A 17,629-nucleotide genomic window follows, 5' to 3' on the forward strand; every position below is an offset into this window, starting at 1 on the left:
AACTCACCGGGTACCCCCGAAATCGGTTCGCTTCTCAACCGCCGGCACGCGTGCATGAGAGTTAGCGGCTCTCTGCCGTGCGCTGAAGGCTCGGAGAGGCGGGGGAGGCGTCAGTTCCAGTCGCCCCAGCCGTCGCTGGTGGAGAAGGTGCCGCCGTTGGTGTTCTTGACGATCACCGGGTCACCCTTCTTCACGTTCTCCTGGAACCACTTGGCGTCCTCGGTGGAGACGTTCAGGCAGCCGTGCGAGGTGTCCGAAACGCCCTGCTGCGCAACGCTCCACGGGGCGGCGTGCACGAAGATGCCGCTGTTGGACATGCGGGTGGCGTACTCGACCTCGAGCTTGTAGCCCTGCGGATCGGTCACCGGCACACCGTAGGTGGAGGAATCCATGATCATCTTGCGGTTCTTCTCGCTGATGATGTAGGTGCCGTTCGGGGTCTCGTGATCCTTCTTGCCCATGGAGGTCGGCATGGTCTTCACGACCTCGCCGTTGTGGGTCACGGTGATCTCGTGGGTGGTGTCGTCGGCGGTGGTGATGAACTCGTCGCCGATCTGGTAGGCGACGTCGGTGCCGCCCGCCTGGACGGTCACCTTGGAGCCGGCCGGCCAGAAGTCCTCGGGCCGCCAGCGCACCTGCTTGTCGCCCATCCAGTAGAAGTGGCCGCTCACCTTGTTGGTGGAGGTGATGCGAATCGACTTCTCGGCGGCCGCGTGATCGCCGACCGGGTCCTTGAAGTTGATGATGATCGGCATGGCCACGCCGACCACATCCCCGTCACCGGGGCTGACGTTCGGGGCCGCGAAGTTGGCGGGCGGAATCGGCGCCTTGGCGTTCGGGTCGGTGGGCAGCGAGCCCGGCTCGGGCTGCGGCATGACCGCGGAGGGCACGCCAGGTACGTCCGGTCCGCCCGGCCATAGCGGAGTCGCTGAGGCGGGTGCTGCCACCACTGCTCCGGTCGCCGCGACGGCGGCGAGGGCGATCAGTCCCGTTTTCCGATACCGGGTATGGCGCACAGCTCGGTCCTCTCAGATCCTCGTTCACACGCAGATTGCGGGCACACTTCACCCGCGCAGGTCCCAACCCGCGTCCATTACTACAGCGATCCGTCCGGCAAGCCAATTGGCTTCTGCCAGTTATGCATACCGACTAACTGGTGTGCACTGCGTCACGGGTCTGCGGGTTGGTTACTCGACTGGCGCGAATGCGCCGATGACATCGGCGATTCCCCGAAAGTGACACCGGCGCGGCCGCTTTCGGAGTGCCCACTTCCCGAAACCTGCTTGTGATCGAAATCACTGAGGTCCCTTCAGGACCCGGCGACCTCGAACGTGATGGCGCTGCGCGGCCCGACCGTGATGGTGTGCGGCACCGACATCGGCGCGGGCCCACGCGCGAACCGCGGCGACAACCGCAGCCGCACATCGGTCAATACAGTAGCCAGCACAATGCGAAGTTCGTAATCGGCCAGCGCCGCACCGACGCAACGCCGGTGCCCGCCGCCGAACGGGGCGTACTCGAACGGGCTGTAGCGGCGCTCCAGAAACCGCTCGGGCCGGAACCGCCGCGGCTGCGGCCACAGCGCGGGATCGGTGTGCAGCAGGTGCACCGAGATCCCCATGGTGTCCCCCGCCGACAGCGGCACCCCGCGCAGCATGAAATCACCGGTGAGCCTGCGCAATACGATCGGCACCGGCGGATGCAACCGCAGCGTCTCCTGGCATACCGCATCCAGGTAGGGCAGCGCCATCAGTTCGGCCGGGCCGGGATCGCTTCCGGCGGCGGCCAATTCGGTGCGCAGCCGGGCCAGCGCCTCCGGTTCCCGGTGCAGCCGGTACAGCGCCCACACCAGCGCGGTCGCCGTGGTCTCGTGCCCCGCCACCAGCAGGGTGCGCAATTGCTCGCGCAGGTCGGTGTCGGTGATGGCGCCGCCGTCCTCGTAGCGAGTGTCCAGCATGAGCGCCAGCAGATCCGCCCCGCCGCCCCCGTCCGCGCGCCGCCGCGCCACCTCGGCGTCGATGAGTTCGTCGAGCCGATCTCGCGCCGTGCTGAACCGCTCCCAGCCGGACAGCCCGAACAGCTTGCGCCGCAACGCCGGAACCATGAACAGCGTGCTGCCGAAGGACTCCAGGAATTCCTTTGTGACGGTGGTGTATTCGGCTCGGCGCGCCGCATCGTCGATGCCGAACACCGCCGCCAGGATGACCCGCAGCGTCAGTGCCCGCGCCGCCGCCCGGGCATCGATGCGGGTGCCGGGCCGCCACGGGTCCCCGGTCCGCTCCCCGCTCAGCTCGGCCCGGGCCGCCTCCCGAATGGTGTTGCCGTAGGCGCTGATTCGATTGCGGTGCAATGCCGGCGCGAGCAGCGCCCGCTCGCGCCGGTGCCGGCCGTCGCGGGCCAGGATGAGCGAGGCTGCGCCCACCATGGGCTCGATGGGATTGGGCAGCGGCGGTTCCAGCAGGTCCACCGGGGCCCGGAAGAACTCGCGCGCGCCCTCGGGAGTGCCGGTGAAGAGCACCGGTCCCAGGGCCGGCATCCGCACCCGGAAGGGGTCACCGTCGCGCCCGCGCCGCCAGGAGAGATAGCGCTCCAGGATGTCGGTGCTCATGGCTTCCTATACGAAATGCCGGACCGCCTCGGTTCGATCTTCCCGGTGTCCGTGGTGTATGCATGGGCACAGAAGTCAAATCTGTTTGTTTCGAAATATAGGACTCGCCCGTGTTGCGTCAGCAGCTTTCCGCCCGGATCGCCCTGCCCGCGATCTCCGCCGCCGCCCTGCTGCTCGCCGGCTGCGGGAGCACCGTTTCCGGCCATCCCCAGGCCGCCCCCGGCGACATCGTGCTCCCCACCAAGACCCCCGGCGCCACCCCAGGCAAACCCTCCGGCAAGCCCGGTTCGGGTGCGCCCACCACCACCCCGCGCGCGGACCGCGGCGGCAACACCGACTTCCAGGCCTCGATCGGCGACTGCGTGCAGCTCGGTGGCACCACCGACAACGCCAGCATCCAGAAGGCGAGCTGCGGCAGCCAGGACTCCAACTACAAGGTGACCGGCAAGGCCCCGCGCAATGCCCAGTGCGGCAAGGATTCCGACCAGGTCTACTACGAAACCCTCAATGGTATGGAGACCGGCGCCCTCTGCCTGACCATCGACTGGGTGGTCGGCGACTGCATGGACGTCGGCAACGACGCGGCCCACCGCATTCCCTGCACCGCCACCACGGCCACCGAGGGTGTGAAGGTGGTGTCGATCGTGCAGAACAGCAGGAGCGTCGACGACTGTCCCGACGGCGACCAGGGCTACGTCTACGACGAACGCAATTTCGTCGTCTGCGTCAACACCCTCAAATAGCAACCGGGGCGGTGATTCCCGAATCACCGCCCCGGTCAGCATTGTTCGGGGATCAGATCACCATGTAGCCGGAGCCGATGCTGCCCCGGCCGTTGAGGTCGGCCATGATCGAGCTCATGTTGGTGCCGACCTCGGGGCCGAAGCAGGCCACCGCCAGGTAGGCGTTGACCATGCCGACGAGGGTGGTGCCGACGACGACCGGCGCGCCGGAATCGCCCTCCACCACGCACATCTGACTCCAGGTCTCGACGTTGGTGTCGAAGACGTCGCCCCAGGAGATGCCGCAGGTATTGCCGGTGGTGCGGCCCTCCTTGCAGACGATCATGGGGAATCCGGGCGGGCCGCCGATCCCGGTGATGGTGACATTGCCGATGTGGTTGACCGGGATGACGCGGTCCGGATCGAACTGGATGACGGCGTAGTCGAGATCGTGGTTGGAGTAGACGAACTGACCGATCTGTCCTGCGGCGCGATCCTTTTCGGCCCAGACCCGGGACCCGGCGTCGCCGCAGTGCCCGGCGGTCAGGCCGACCAGCCGTCCGGCGCCGTCGTGACCGATGGTGGTCACCGTGCACTCGTACTGATCATCGATGATGATCCCGGAGCCGCCACCGATGACGGCGGGCGCTGCATCGGCGTGAGCGGCTCCGATTCCGAAGAGCGCGGTGCTCAGGGCGATGGCGAATGCGCCGGTCGCCCCGGCGAGTTTCTTGATCATGTCCCTCCAGACGTCGGAAGCCGCACGAATCTCAACCTGCGGTTACTCATCCTGTCAGTATTCGAGCCCGGTTGCTCGTTGTACTGCCACATGTTGCGTAGCCGTGTCCTGCCGCGGTTCGCGGCCGATACCTAGTTGGATGTGGATTACGGGACAATACGCAATAGCTATCGAATTCCGATAAATTTGTTCCTACAAATTGTTACCCGGTCGATGTCTGCATACACCGGCGGATAGTTCAAAACTAGAACAAGTTCTAGATCTCTGCCAGGTTTTTTGCCCCGTAAACCGACCCTGATGTGGCTGTTCACAGCAATACATCGAAAGTGATCCGCCTCTATGACCGGAACCACAATCGGTGGTGTGTTTTTCCTAACTCCGTAGTAGGGTGCGTCCAGCAACAGTCGCCGGAGACGGGTAACTCCGGCGTCGAGAGGGGTAGTCAGTGCAGTTGACCAAGAGCCCGGGGGACCAGGGAAGCCCACCGTCACCATCACGGATGAATGTGGCCGTGGATTGGGCCAAGGCGTACTGGCAGGATCATCCGAAACGGTCGCTGGAAACCGGTGGCCGGATGATGTCGATGGGTGTCGCCGCGGTCGCCGAGCTTTTCATCGCGATCTTCCGCCGGCGCTTCCCCTATCGTGAGTTCATCCGGCAGTGCGCGTTCATGGCGAATGTCGCCGCGGCGCCCACCCTGCTGGTCGCCATTCCGATCGCCGTCATCGTTTCGATTCAGGTCGGATCGGTGGCCGGGCAGGTCGGCGCAACGTCCTTCATCGGCGCGGCCAACGGCCTGGGCATCATTCAGCAGGGCGCGCCGCTGGTCACCGCGCTCATGATCTCCGGCGCTGTCGGTTCCGCCATCTGTGCCGACCTCGGCTCCCGCACCATCCGCGAGGAGATCGACGCCATGAAGGTCATGGGCGTCGATCCCATGCGGCGTCTGGTCGCTCCGCGTCTCGGCGCGGCCATGCTGGTTTCGGTATTGCTGTGTGGTTTCGTGGTTTTCGTCGGCTTCCTGACCGGCTACATGTTCAACATCTTCGTCCAGAACGGCACGCCGGGCTCCTACATCAGTACGTTCTCGTCGTTCGCGATCACGGCGGATCTGGCTGTGGCCCTGCTGAAGTCGCTCATCTACGGCCTGTTCGCGGCCGTCATCGCCTGTGACTCGGGGCTCAACGCCAAGGGCGGTCCCGGTGGCGTGGCGAACGCGGTGAACACCGCCGTGGTCATGTCCGCGGTCATGCTCTTCGGCGTCAACCTGATGATGACGCAGCTGTACAACACCCTTTTCCCCCCGCAGGTGGTCTGAGTCGTGTCAGCTACGTACGTACCGCCGCTGCTGCGGCCGTTCCAACGGATCAAGGGCGCGGCCAACTCGCCGCGTGACTGGCTGGCGCGCATCGGCCACCAGGTGTTCTTCTTCCTGCGCTCGGTCGGCTCCATGCCGCTCGCATTCAAGCACTACCCCAAAGAGGTGTGGCGGCTGCTGTCCGACGTCACCTGGGGCAACGGCAATCTCATCGTCGGTGGCGGCACCATCGGCGTGGTGCTGATCCTGTCGGCGTTCGGCGGCATGACCGTCGCCATCCAGGGCTACACCTCGCTGAACCTGCTCGGCCTGAGCCCGCTCACCGGCGCCATCTCGGCCTTCGCCACCACGCGCGAGCTCGGGCCCATGCTGGCGACGGTCGCCTTCGCGGCGCAGGCGGGCTGCCGGTTCACCGCGCAGCTGGGCGCCATGCGCATCTCCGAGGAGATCGACGCGCTGGAATCGGTTGCCATCCGGCCGCTTCCGTATCTGGTCAGCACCCGCATGATCGCGGCCATGATCGCCATCGTGCCGCTGTACTGCGTGGCGCTGCCGCTGGCCTACATCTCCTGCTCGCTGACCGTGTCCCTGGTCGGCGGCACCGCGACAGGCACCTTCCAGCACTACTTCTATCAGTTCCTGGTGCCGCACGATGTGCTGTACTCACTGCTGAAGGCGATCCTCTTCGTCGCGATCACCACGTTCATCCAGTGCTACTACGGGTATTTCGCCTCCGGCGGCCCGGAGGGCGTGGGTGTGGCGGCCGGTCGCGCGATCAAGCTGTGCATCATCGCGGTCGTCTTCGCCGACCTGTTCATGACGTTGGCGATCTGGGGCGTGAACCCTGGCATCCGGATCTCGGGATAGGGGGCGCACACGATGATCATCGATCCGAGCGGGCGCGGACCGACGATGCGGCAGTTGCTCATCGCCGGTGCCTGCGGCCTCACCGTCATCGCGGTCGTGCTGGGCTTCCTGTTCGCCCGGTACCGCGGTTATTTCGTCGAAAAGGTCAATGTCACAGCGAATCTGACCACCACCGGTGACGGCCTGCCGGCCAATGCCGACGTGAAGTTCCGCGGCGTGCTGGTCGGCGCCGTCAAGGACGTGTCGGTCGCGGCCAAGGGGACGAAGCAGGAGGTGCACATCGAGATGAAGCCGGAGTACGCCGGCGGCGTCCCGGCCAATGTCACCGCGCGCGTGGTGCCCTCCAACCTGTTCGCCGTCACCTCGGTCGAACTCGTCTACAACGGACCGGATTCCACGCATCTGAAGGAGGGCTCGCAGATCGCGGAGGACACCTCCAAGGGCACCATCGCGCTGCAGGACACCCTCACCACGGTGCGCAATATCCTGAGCAAGATCGATCCGGTACAGCTGGGCCGCGTGCTGGGCACGCTGTCCTACGCGCTGGACGGCAGCAGCCGCATGCCCGGCTCCACCATCGAGCGCGTCGACCGCTGGCTCGAGGGGGTGCGCGGGGCGGTGCCGAATGTCGGCGGCTTCCTCGACGACTTCTCCTCCTCCTTCCACGCGCTCAACCAGTCCGCGCCGGAACTGATGGGCGTGCTGTCGGATTCGGTGAAGACCGCGCAGACCATCTCCGACCGCCGGGCCGAGCTCACCGCGCTCATCTCCGGCAGTGAGAACACCATCGACAAGGTGAACGGGCTCTTCGCCCGCAACCCCAATGTCGGTAAGGATCTGACCACGGGGACCAGCGCCATGTTCGGCGCGCTGTCGGACAACCCGGACGCCATTCCGCAGGCCATCGCGAACCTGAACGATTCGGTGCGCAAGCTGGGTTCGACGTTCCACTGGGGTCCGCAGAACCAGATGATCTGGAACATGGGCATCACCTTCACGCCCTACAAGCCCTATACCCGCGACGACTGCCCGCGCTACGGCGACCTGGCCGCTCCGAGCTGTGGCACCGCGCCGCTCACCTCGGATCCGGGCACGCTGCCGGAAGCCATGCGGCCCAGGGCCATCGACGCCGCCAAGGACCTGCCGGTCACCGCGCCGCCGCCGGGCTTCCCGCTGATCCCGGGTCTCACCGCCACCGGCACACCCACCGACACGCCGAGCGACGGTGCTGCGAAGCCGGGTACCGACCCGCTCGCGGGCACGCCGCTGCAGGGGCTGTTCCCGAACCTGGCGCCGGCCGCCCCGGCGAGCCAGCCGGGTTCGGTGCCCACCGGTGGGAACATCGCCCTGGCCGGTGACGACGCCATCACCGCCCTGCTGGGCCGGCGTCCGACCGCGGCCGAGTACCTGCTGTTGAGCCCGATCCTGAAGGGTGCGACCTTGCAACTGAGCCAGAGCGAGGCCGGCCGATGAGCGTTCGTAAGCCGCTGATCGGTTTCGGCATCTTCGCGATCGTGTCCATCCTGGTGACCGCGGTCATCTGGAATACGCTCGCGCGCACCGTGAAAGGCGATACCAACACCTACACCGCGACCTTCAGCGATGTCCTGGGCCTGCGTGCGGGCGATGACGTCCGGATGGCCGGTGTGCGGGTCGGCAAGGTCGAGAAGATCGAGCTGGACAAGAAGAACCAGGCCATGGTGACCTTCATCGTGCAGCGTGATCAGACGCTGTTCGGGGACACCAAGGCGCTGGTCCGGTACCAGAACCTGATCGGGCAGCGGTATGTCGCGCTGAACCCGCCCGCCGCGGGCAAGCCGCACACCGGTGACCATGTGGTGCTGAAGAACAACGGCGCCATCCCGCTGGAGCGGACCGAGCCGTCGTTCGATATCTCGGCGCTGCTCAACGGTTTCCAGCCGCTGTTCCAGGTGCTGCAGCCCGAGCAGGTGAACAACCTGTCCAACACCTTCATCCAGGCGCTGCAGGGTGACAATGTGTCGCTGAGCGCCTTCATCACCCAGGCCGCGTCGGTGGCCTCGGACTTCGAACGCCGCGACGGCATCCTCTCCGACGTGATCACCAACCTGTCCGGCGTGATGTCGGGGCTGGCCAAGCGGGGCGACGAGCTGGAGACGCTGGTCACCCAGACCCGCGCCCTGATCGGCGGCCTGTACGCGCAGGGCCAGTCGCTGCAGGCGTCGACGGTCCAGATCGCCGATGCCACAACGGCTCTGGTGGGGATGTTCGGTTCCATCCAGCCCAAGCTGGTGCTGGCGCAGAACGCCACCCACGACGCGCTGGCGCTGCTGCTGTCCAATGGCGCCAAGCTCGACCAGGCGGCGGTGGACCTGCCCGGCATTCTCTCCGACGTCGGCAAGTTCACCCAGAACGGCGCCTACGCCAATGCCTACCTGTGCAGCTTGGACGTCTCGCTGTACGGCATCCTCTTCCCGCGCGGTCTGTTCTCGCAGGTCGGCGGCAACTCCCACTCGGCGGTGTGCCGGCCATGATCTCGAAACTCAGGAACCGCTTCAGTACCAATCGCAATTTCTGGCTCGGCGTGCTCGGCGTGGCGGTCATCGTCGCGCTGCTGCTGGGCTCCACCCTCTACAAGACGGTGGGTGTCGGCACACAGAGCATCAAGGCCGAGTTCGTGCAGACCGCCGGCGTCAAAGTCGGTGACAAGGTGGACGTCTCGGGCGTTCCGGTCGGCACCATCTCGGGCGCCGAGCTCGAGGGCGACCACGTGCTGCTGACCCTGAATGTCGACAAGGACGTGAAGCTCGGCCCCGATGCCAAGGCGTCGATCAAGATGGCGACCCTGCTGGGCGCGCGCTACGTCGACCTGATGCCCGGCGACGGTTCCGGGTTGAAGGACAACCGGATTTCCAAGTCCAACACCGTGGTTCCCTACAACCTGGCCGACGTGGTGCAGGAGGGCACGCCCAAGTTCGAGGAGCTCGACACCAAGAAGCTGGCGGATTCGCTGAATATGATCAACCAGCAGATGGGCGACACCCCGCAGATGACGGTGCAGGCGCTCGACGCCATCGGCGCGCTGGCCAAGACCATGAACAACCGCAAGGATCAGGTCGACCAGCTGCTCAAGGATCTGGACAAGGTCACCAGGATCCTCGGCGACAACCGCAACAGCGTGTTGCTGGTCATCACCCAGGGCCAGGCCATCGCCGACCGGGTGATGCAGCGTCAGAACCTGTTGAAGACGTTGCTGGACAACATCGCAACGCTCACCGGGCAGCTGCAGCGGATCGGCGCGGACAACGACAACAAGTTCGGCCCGACCCTGCAGCAGCTCAACACCATGGCCGACGGTCTGCAGAAGAACAAGGACAACCTGGATCGGCTGCTGTCGATCATGCCGCCGGCCATCCGGCAGTTCAACAATGCCTTCGGCAACGGCAACTACGGTGAGGTCGCGCTGCCATGGCTGTTCCCGGACAACTGGTTGTGCTTCGCGCAGGTGAACGAGGGGTGCCACCAATGACATCGACTGTTGCAGAACAAAAGAAGCGCCTGCTCGGCCGAATCGCCAAGGCGGCCATGATCGGCGCCGCGGCGTGGGCCGTGGGCTCCTGCTCCATCGTGCCGCTCGGGGTGAAGGACGCCGCGGGGCAGACCCAGCACTTCACCGCGGACTTCCTCAATATCGCGGGCATGTTCGAGGGCAACCCGATCACCGTGCTCGGGCTCGAGGTGGGCCGGGTCGACAAGATCATTCCCAAGGGTCAGTACGTCGAGGTCCACATGACCGTGGACAAGGGCGTCAAGATCCCGAAGAACGTTCAGGCGGCACTGGTTTCGCCGTCCATCGTGACCGACCGGCACATCGAGCTCACCCCGCGCTACACCGGCGGTGACACCCTGGCCGACGGCTCGCACCTGACCACCCAGCAGACCAAGACCCCGGTCGAGCTGGACACCATGATCAAGACCATCGACAGCTTCGCGGCCGCGCTCGAGCCCGAGCCGGGACAGGAAGGCATCGGCCCGCTCTCGGGTCGCGTGCTGTACCCGATGATGAACGGCAACGGCGAGAAGATGCGCGATGTGCTCAACGCGCTCTCGGGTGCGTTGAAGACCGGCGTCGACAACAAGGACGCCATCTCCACCATCATCATCAAGCTCAACGAGCTGACCACCATGCTGGCCGACAACGACGACTCGGTGCGCGGATTCAGCAACAAGATCACCCAGATGACCGGTCTGCTGGCCGATCAGGCGCCCGGTCTGCAGGGCACGCTCGATCAGCTGAATGCGTTCCTGGCCAACACCAGTGGCGCGTTCTCGCAGTACTCCGATCAGCTCAACGGCACGCTCACCGGGCTCACCAATGTCACCAACCAGCTGCGCGCCAACGCGGCCGGCGTGACCGAGGTGGTCGACGTGGCCCCGCTGCTCATGCAGAACCTGGACCGCTCGGTCAACCGGCAGGGCAACTTCATTCGCCTGCACGGCCTGATCGGTACCGCGCTCTCCGGGGAGATCGTGAGCCTGTTCTGCGAACGCATCCAGATGAAATCGGATGGCTGCCGCACCGGGAAAATGGAGGACTTCGGACCCGACTTCGGTCTGATGGCGGCGATGCTGGGGATGACCAAATGAGTAATCGCTTCTGGAAGGATCTGCGCGCGGGCCGCTCGGCCCGGCGGGCGGTCGTCGCCATCGCGGTCTCCGCGACCGCCGTCGTCGCCTCCGGCTGCGGCATCACGGTGGAGAGCCTGCCGCTGCCCAAACCCGGTCCGGGTGCCAACACCTACACCATTCACGCGACCTTCGACAATGCGCTGAACCTGCCCGACCAGGCCAAGGTCAAGGTCGGCGGCTCCGACGTCGGCGTGGTCACCAAGATCACGACCAAGGACTTCAAGGCCAATGTGGACCTGGCCATCCGCCAGGACATCGAGCTGCCGGCCGGCAGCACCGCGGAACTGCGCCAGGCCACTCCGCTCGGCGACGTCTTCGTGGCGGTGTCCATCCCCAAGGCCGAGCCCGGCATGCAGCTGCTGAAGAACGGTGACCGGCTCACCAACACCTCGGCCGGCGCGACCGTCGAAGAACTGCTGATGTCGGTTTCGTTGCTGTTCAACGGCGGTGGTATCGCCAGCCTGTCCAAGCTGACCTCGGAGCTGGACTCCATCGTCGGCGGACGCGGCGACCAGGTGGGTCACGTCATCACCCAGCTGACCAGCGTGATGACCAGCCTCAACACCAACAGCTCGCGCATCGACAATGTGCTGGCCGGATTCAGCGCGCTGGCCAACACCATCGAGGCCAACCACCAGCAGCTGGGCCAGGTGGCCGACAGCCTGCCGGGCATGATCGGCGCCATCGCCGAGAACAACCAGGCCCTCGGTGATCTGCTCACCAAGATCTCGACAACCAGTGCGGCACTGGGCGATTACGCCAACACCACCTCGGACTCGCTCAGCAGCCTGCTCGACAATGTGAACCAGCTGATGACCGCGCTGTCCCGGACCGATCAGACCCTCGGTCCCGCCCTGGACGCCCTGCACGACATCCGGCCCAAGGCCGACGCCTCGTTCAAGGGCGACACCCTGGCCGTGGCCGCCACCCTTTCCATGCTCGACATCGGCCTGCTCACCGATCCGGCCAACAGCAAGTTCCCGGACCTCAAGGACCTCAACGACTTCGGGGGCAGCCTGATCCAGGTGCTGCAGATCATCTACGGCCGGATCAACGGGGGACACCGATGAACTGGGTATCGCGACACAAGAACCTGGTGTCCAATTCCGCGCTGGTGCTGATCCTGCTGGTGGGCGCGTCCTACCTGCTGATCAGCGTGATGCGGGTGAATCCGCTGCGCGAAACCTATACGGTGACGGTCAATCTGGACCGATCCGGCGGGCTGCAGAGCGGCAATGACGTGACCCTGCGCGGCTACCGCGTCGGCAAGGTGCTCGACATCAAGCTTATCGACAACGGCGCGGCCATCGCGGCCACCGCCGAGATCGACAAGAAGTACTCGATCCCGGCCGACACCCAGGTGTCGGTGGGCGCGCTGTCGGGCGCGGGCGAGCAGTACATCGACTTCCGCCCGAACACCGATCAGGGCCCGTTCCTGCGCAGCGGTTCGGTGATCCAGTTCGACGCCAACAAGGTCAAGACCCCCACCCCCGTGTGGTCGGTGCTCGACAATGCCAGCGCGCTCATCGCCCAGGTGGATCCGGACAAGTTCAGCGTCATCCTGACCGAGCTGGACACCGCCCTGTCCGGCGGCCCGGACCAGCTGCGCTCGCTCGTCGACGGCCTCAGCCTGGCCACCAACGGCCTGGACAACCTGCTCCCCCAGACCACCAACCTGATCAAGAACCTCCAGATCATTTCCGGCACCACGTCGCTGGCGCAGCCGGATCTGGGTACGCTGACCCGTAATTCGAGTGCGTTGTTCAAGCAGTTCAACGACGCGAATGCCGAACTCCAGAAGATCCTGGAGCAGGCGCCCGGCCAGATGCAGGCCCTCGGCGCGGTGCTGGATAAGACCGCCGACCCGATGACCAGCCTGGCCACCAACTTCGCGGCCATCACCAAGGCCGCGCAGCTGCGCACCCCGGCGCTGCGGGCACTGTTCCCGTCGCTGGTGGTCGGCACCTCCGCCATGGGTGTGCCGGCACACGACGGTGAGTTCTACACCATCGTCGACATCTGGCCGCGGTCCTTCTGCGACTACGTCACCAAGAAGGTGAACCCCGCCGTAGCGACCGAGAACACCTTCCCCAAATGGGCGAGCTACTGCCAGAACCCACCCCAGGACCAGCAGATCCGCGGCTCGGGCAACGCACCGCGACCGGACGTGCCCAACAATGGCGCGCTCCCGCCCGCGGGTTCGGATCCGAACGAGCGGACTCTGCCGCCGGTCAAGTGAGTGCCGCCCGCCGCTCTCAGGAGCAGCGGGCATACTCGCTGACGAAACCTAGACGGTGCGTCCGCAGCGCACCGGGAAAGTGATCGAATACATGTCGGACGACGCTGCCCAGGACAAGAAAACCGAAGACGATTCCATCGCCGAGGCCGATGCCCAGAGCAGCGCCGAACAGGCCGCCGAGAAGCCGGAGTTGACGAAGGACGCCGAGGCGGCCCAGCCCGAGCCGGAAGCGAAGGCCGAGCCGGAAGCCAAGGCTGCCGAGCCGGAAGCGGATTCGGCCGCACCGGCCGCGAAGCCGGAACCGGCGGCCGCCGCGCCGCCGGCGAAGTCCGAGTCCGCGCTGGTCTCCAAGGTCGCGCTGCCGATGGTCGCGCTCATCGCGCTCGGCGTGCTGCTGGTCGCCTCGCTGGCGGGTCTGGGCGCGTTCTGGTGGCAATCGCACACCAAGAGCAACGAACTCGCCGACCGTGACTCCGCGGCCAAGGCCGCCTGCGATTTCGCGCGCGCGGTCTCGGTCTACGACCAGTCCTCATGGAACGATTTCGCCCCGCGCGTGCAGGCGCTCATCACCGGTGAGTTCAAGCAGATGTTCGACCCGATGGCCGGCGACGTGAAGGACATCCTGTCCAGCGCGCACGCCAAGTCCTCGCTGAACGTGCTGCGCTGCGGCTGGGAGTCCGGCGATGCCAACAAGGCCTCGGTCCTGGTGAGCCTGACCCAGACCTCCACCAACGACTTCCACGCCAAGCCGATCGTGCTCACCATCCCGACCTACGTCGAGCTGGAGAAGCACGACGGCAAGTGGCTGGTGTCGAAGTTCCAGCCGGTCTACGCCGGTGACGAGAACCCGCTGTTCCCGGGCGGAACCGGCGGCGGCGATCAGCAGGGCGCCCAGCCCTCCGGTCAGCCGGCTCCCTCGGGTCAGCCCGCCCCGTCCGGTCAGCCCGCGCCCGCCACCACCGCGGCGCCCAAGCCGGGTAACTGATCGGGATATCCCGGGCACGAAAAAGGGCCCGCCTCCGGTACTTCCGGAGGCGGGCCCTTTTTCATGTCTTCGCAGGTGAAAGGGCCTGTGCGGGGGCGCTCAGAACAACGTGAGTGCCTCGGCGGCAGCCGCTTTGGCGGCCGTCGCCCGGCGGCGCGGGGTCGCGGCCGCGGAATGCATGGTGGCGCCGACCTTCTCGGCCTGTTCCGGCTCGGCTCGTTCCAACCCGCTGGGTGCGGTCACCGGGAGCGGCTCGGTCTTGGGTTCCACGATCGGGATCGGCGCTGTGGGCGGATCGAAGGGCACCGGTTCGTTGCCGTCGGGCTCGGTGGCGACACCGGTGGCGGCCACCTTCCGCGCGGCCTGGCCGGCCAGCGCGTCCGCCTGCTCGTTGAAGTAGTTGCCGACGTGCCCGCGCACCCAGCGGAACCGGACCGGGCCGGGCCGGGTGGCGATGGCGCGGTCGATCTGCTGGATCAGCTCGAGATTCTTGACCGCGCCGCCGGTGGAGGTCTTCCAGCCATTGGTGCGCCAGCCATGGATCCACTCGGAGGCGCACTTGATGGCATAGAGCGAATCGCTCTCGATGAGCAGGGGTTCGGCGTCCGGATGGGCCCGGACGGCCTCGAGGAGGGCGTGTAGCTCCGCGATCTGATTGGTGCCCGAGGGCGCACCGCCGCTGGCCGCGCCACCCGCATGATTGACCCAGGCCCAGCCGATCGCGCCGCCCGGGTTGCGCAGGCATGATCCGTCGGTGCTCACGATGATCATGCGGCCTACCCTACGCGATCCGGCCGACAAGATCGGTGCCGTGGAATTCCTCTATCTCCCTACGTAATTGCGATTCGGTCCGGCGGACGGTGGCCTGCACCATCGCGGCCAGCATCTTCGAGAGCAACTTGCCGGTGAGCCCGCGCGGGGCCCAGTACTCGGTTTCCGAGGTCAGCACCGCGCGGCCGTACCCGAGGGGGTCGAAACGCAGGGTGATGACACAGAAGTTGGAGCACGCCGACGCCGGCTTCCCCTTCCGGCGTCGGCGGAGTGTGTATTCGATGACCGCGTTGCGGCGGTAGTCGGTGATCTCACACTCGATCGTGGGATGCCACAGGCCGACCCGGAGGGTCGCGGCGAAGACGGCTCCGGCACCGTGATCGGAATCCCCGATCGGTTCGAAGGCGACCACGCCGAATGCCCAGTCCGGCACGAACTGATGGTTGTCCGTGTATGTGAACGCGACTTCCACCGGTGCGCCGACATCACTCGCGTACTTGAAATGGCCCATAGGCTGCTCCCTGTCCCACGGCTGCCTTAAAAGTACTACAGCAATCCTATTTATTGAGCGAACTCGTCCAATCGGTCCGTGATGTACTCGGCGATGGGCAGGGCGGAGGTGGCCGCCGGGGAGGGGGCATTGAGCACGTGAACCGAGCGCGGCGTGTGCTCGAGCAGGAAATCGTGGGCCAGCGCGCCGTCGCGCAGTACCGCCTGGGCGCGAATGCCCGCCTCCCGCGGCAACAGATCGGCGACGGTTAGCTCGGGGCAGTAGCGACGGCATTCGGCCAGGTAGCCGCGCTTGAACAGGGAGTTGCGCATTTCCCGCAGCCCGGTCCGGACATTGGCGGCGGCCACCCGGTGAAAACCGCGGTAGCCCAGGATCTCCCGGGCGTCGCGGATATTCACGCTGCCCTTGCGGTAGCCCTCGCGGGCCAGGCCCAGCACCGCATTGGGCCCGACGGTCAGCCCGCCGTCGATGGTCGGACTGAGATGGACGCCCAGGAACGGCAGTTCGGGATCGGGGATCGGATAGATCAGGGTGTTCACCAGATCGTTGCGCTCGGGCGGCAGCTGGTAGTACTCGCCGCGGAAGGGCACGATGCGCAGATCGATGTCCAGGCCCGCCAGCCGGGCCATCCGGTCCGCCTGCAGGCCCGCGCACACCACCAGCCGCCGGGCCTGCCAGGTGCCGGCCGGACCGGAAACGGTTACCGCCGAGTCGGTTTCGGTAATGGCGGTGACCTCCGCGCCGAGCACGATCTCACCACCGGCCGTGCGCACCTCCTGCGCCAGCGCCCGTGTCACCCGGCCGTAGTCGATGATGCCGGTGCTCGCCACGAACAGCGCCCCGACCCCGGTGATGCGCGGCTCCCGCAGCATCAGCTCGGCGGCGTCGAGCAACTCCACCTCGACGCCATTGGCGACGGACCGCTCGTAGAGCGCCAGCATCCGCGCGTGCTCGGCGGTATCGGTGGCCACCAGCAGTTTTCCGCACACCCGGAACGGAATGTCGTGCGCCGCGGCGAATTCCTTGGTGAGCTGCGCGCCGCGCACGCACAGCCGCGCCTTCAGGCTGCCGGGCTCGTAGTAGATGCCCGAGTGGATGACCCCGCTGTTGTGCCCGGTCTGGTGCAGGCCCAGCTGCCCGGCCTTCTCCAGCAGCAGCAGGCTCGCCCCCGGATGGCGTTCGAGCATGCGATGCGCGGTGGCCACCCCGACGATGCCGCCGCCGATCACGCAGTAGTCGTACACACCGGAAGTCTCACACAGCGACGGTGGCCGAGTCTTCCCCTGCCGTGCGGCCGTCCTTCTCGTGTGCGTGCGTGTCGGTGGTGTCGTGCACGGGAGTGCCGGTCGCGGCGGCCGGGACCGGATGGCGCGCGATCTGCAGGCCGTAGTTGCCGATCGCGGGGTCCGACAGGGTCAGCGTCACGTCGCCGCTACTGTCCACATCGGTGCGCAGCCGGGTGGTGGCGCCCGGATCGCCGTTGATGCCCAGCTGGTGCCCCAGCGGCGTGTTCAGCAGGATATCGGCGAACGTGGCGAAGACATTGGTGTCGACGGTGAGCGTCGCCGTGTGCTGGGCCGCGGCCACCTGCGCGCCCACGTAGGCGGTGCCGAGCCGGAACTGACCGCCCAGCGGGCGGGGCGCCTCGGCCGCGGTGGCGGCGCCGGTACCCGGGGTGCGGGCCGGAATCACCTGCACGAACGCGGGTTCCGTGCCCCGGTTGGTGAAAAGTGAAGTCAGGGTGACCTTCTCGGCAATCGGCTCAGCGGACTGGACGCCCGGCTGATCGGCTCCGCGCGGGCCGAGCTCGACGAGCGCCGGATGGTTGCCCGGCGCGGCCGTGGCGAGTCTGCCCGGCTGCTGGGCCATTTCATTGGCGATGTACGAACCGGCGGCGACGGTCAGCCCGATGCTGGCCATGCTGGCGGTGACAATGGCGCTGTAGCGGAACACCTGGGCCGTACGCCGGGTCGACCGGGCGGCCTGTGTCGCGAGTTCATGCGACATGACTGGTGCGTTCCTTTCCCTCTCCCCTGGCCCCCTGCGCCCGTCCGTCCCTTGTGTATGGACGGCGCGACGACCCGCACCATTGAAAGTCGTACGCGCGTCCAGGTTACGGTGGCGGCGGGTAACACACGGCCCGGGTGAGAGCAGGATCACATCGGGGAAAGGTTGGGCATCAACAGGTTTTCCCCGCCGAA

Annotated in this window: 16 protein-coding genes and 1 pseudogene; 10 read left to right on the forward strand and 7 right to left on the reverse strand. The window is 66.5% G+C overall.

Annotated features, from left to right (window positions below; genetic code table 11):
- Window positions 1-110 precede the first annotated feature (110 nt).
- Complete coding sequence (locus ACFXN1_RS30775; RefSeq protein ID WP_379400763.1) at window positions 111-1,016, reverse strand: Ig-like domain-containing protein; 906 nt, start codon at window positions 1,014-1,016, stop codon at window positions 111-113.
- A 293-nt stretch (window positions 1,017-1,309) separates the two neighbouring features.
- Window positions 1,310-2,608, reverse strand: a complete 1,299-nt coding sequence (locus ACFXN1_RS30780; protein ID WP_379435894.1) for a cytochrome P450 — start codon at window positions 2,606-2,608, stop codon at window positions 1,310-1,312.
- A 110-nt stretch (window positions 2,609-2,718) separates the two neighbouring features.
- Between ACFXN1_RS30780 and ACFXN1_RS30785 the strand changes: the two genes are divergently transcribed.
- On the forward strand, window positions 2,719-3,351 hold the full coding sequence (locus tag ACFXN1_RS30785) for a hypothetical protein (RefSeq protein WP_379435896.1): 633 nt from the start codon (window positions 2,719-2,721) through the stop codon (window positions 3,349-3,351).
- 52 nt (window positions 3,352-3,403) lie between these two features.
- Here the strand turns inward: ACFXN1_RS30785 and ACFXN1_RS30790 are convergent, their stop codons facing one another.
- Window positions 3,404-4,069, reverse strand: a complete 666-nt coding sequence (locus ACFXN1_RS30790; RefSeq protein WP_379435897.1) for a serine protease — start codon at window positions 4,067-4,069, stop codon at window positions 3,404-3,406.
- A gap of 499 nt (window positions 4,070-4,568) precedes the next feature.
- Here ACFXN1_RS30790 and ACFXN1_RS30795 point away from each other — a divergent pair, with 499 nt between their 5' ends.
- The 9 genes from ACFXN1_RS30795 (at window position 4,569) to ACFXN1_RS30835 (ending at window position 14,146) form a co-directional block, all read left to right on the forward strand.
- Window positions 4,569-5,387, forward strand: a complete 819-nt coding sequence (locus ACFXN1_RS30795) for an ABC transporter permease (RefSeq protein WP_364609113.1) — start codon at window positions 4,569-4,571, stop codon at window positions 5,385-5,387.
- Between the two features lie 3 nt (window positions 5,388-5,390).
- Window positions 5,391-6,254 carry an ABC transporter permease gene (locus ACFXN1_RS30800; RefSeq protein WP_379400759.1) on the forward strand — a complete coding sequence of 288 codons (864 nt, stop codon included), beginning with the start codon at window positions 5,391-5,393 and terminating at the stop codon, window positions 6,252-6,254.
- A gap of 12 nt (window positions 6,255-6,266) precedes the next feature.
- Window positions 6,267-7,727, forward strand: a complete 1,461-nt coding sequence (locus ACFXN1_RS30805; RefSeq protein ID WP_379435899.1) for an MCE family protein — start codon at window positions 6,267-6,269, stop codon at window positions 7,725-7,727.
- Complete coding sequence (locus ACFXN1_RS30810) at window positions 7,724-8,767, forward strand: MCE family protein (protein ID WP_379435900.1); 1,044 nt, start codon at window positions 7,724-7,726, stop codon at window positions 8,765-8,767. The genes ACFXN1_RS30805 and ACFXN1_RS30810 overlap by 4 nt, the downstream gene beginning before the upstream one ends.
- Entirely contained in the window at window positions 8,764-9,762 is a 999-nt protein-coding gene (locus ACFXN1_RS30815) for an MCE family protein (protein WP_379435902.1), read from the forward strand. The genes ACFXN1_RS30810 and ACFXN1_RS30815 overlap by 4 nt, the downstream gene beginning before the upstream one ends.
- Window positions 9,759-10,880: an MCE family protein gene (locus tag ACFXN1_RS30820; protein WP_379400754.1), complete on the forward strand. Its 1,122-nt coding sequence runs from the start codon at window positions 9,759-9,761 to the stop codon at window positions 10,878-10,880. The genes ACFXN1_RS30815 and ACFXN1_RS30820 overlap by 4 nt, the downstream gene beginning before the upstream one ends.
- The gene (locus ACFXN1_RS30825) at window positions 10,877-11,992 is read left to right on the forward strand and encodes an MCE family protein (protein WP_379435903.1); all 1,116 of its coding nucleotides are present in this window, start codon (window positions 10,877-10,879) and stop codon (window positions 11,990-11,992) included. Before ACFXN1_RS30820 ends, ACFXN1_RS30825 begins: the two co-directional genes overlap by 4 nt.
- Complete coding sequence (locus ACFXN1_RS30830; RefSeq protein ID WP_379435905.1) at window positions 11,989-13,161, forward strand: MlaD family protein; 1,173 nt, start codon at window positions 11,989-11,991, stop codon at window positions 13,159-13,161. The genes ACFXN1_RS30825 and ACFXN1_RS30830 overlap by 4 nt, the downstream gene beginning before the upstream one ends.
- 91 nt (window positions 13,162-13,252) lie before the next feature.
- Complete coding sequence (locus tag ACFXN1_RS30835; RefSeq protein WP_379435906.1) at window positions 13,253-14,146, forward strand: hypothetical protein; 894 nt, start codon at window positions 13,253-13,255, stop codon at window positions 14,144-14,146.
- A 261-nt stretch (window positions 14,147-14,407) separates the two neighbouring features.
- On the opposite strand, the pseudogene ACFXN1_RS30840 reads toward ACFXN1_RS30835, so the two are convergent.
- The 4 genes and pseudogenes from ACFXN1_RS30840 to ACFXN1_RS30855 all read right to left on the reverse strand — a co-directional run.
- Window positions 14,408-14,917, reverse strand: a pseudogene (locus ACFXN1_RS30840) (ribonuclease H); the annotation flags it as partial.
- Between the two features lie 10 nt (window positions 14,918-14,927).
- Window positions 14,928-15,428, reverse strand: coding sequence for an SRPBCC family protein (locus ACFXN1_RS30845; RefSeq protein ID WP_364609136.1), 501 nt, complete (start codon window positions 15,426-15,428; stop codon window positions 14,928-14,930).
- Between the two features lie 50 nt (window positions 15,429-15,478).
- Window positions 15,479-16,672: an L-2-hydroxyglutarate oxidase gene (lhgO, locus tag ACFXN1_RS30850; RefSeq protein ID WP_379435908.1), complete on the reverse strand. Its 1,194-nt coding sequence runs from the start codon at window positions 16,670-16,672 to the stop codon at window positions 15,479-15,481.
- A 10-nt stretch (window positions 16,673-16,682) separates the two neighbouring features.
- On the reverse strand, window positions 16,683-17,435 hold the full coding sequence (locus ACFXN1_RS30855; protein WP_379435909.1) for a hypothetical protein: 753 nt from the start codon (window positions 17,433-17,435) through the stop codon (window positions 16,683-16,685).
- Between the last annotated feature and the right edge of the window lie 194 nt (window positions 17,436-17,629).

Source organism: Nocardia sp. NPDC059154 (assembly GCF_042755705.1).
Taxonomy (GTDB): domain Bacteria; phylum Actinomycetota; class Actinomycetes; order Mycobacteriales; family Mycobacteriaceae; genus Nocardia.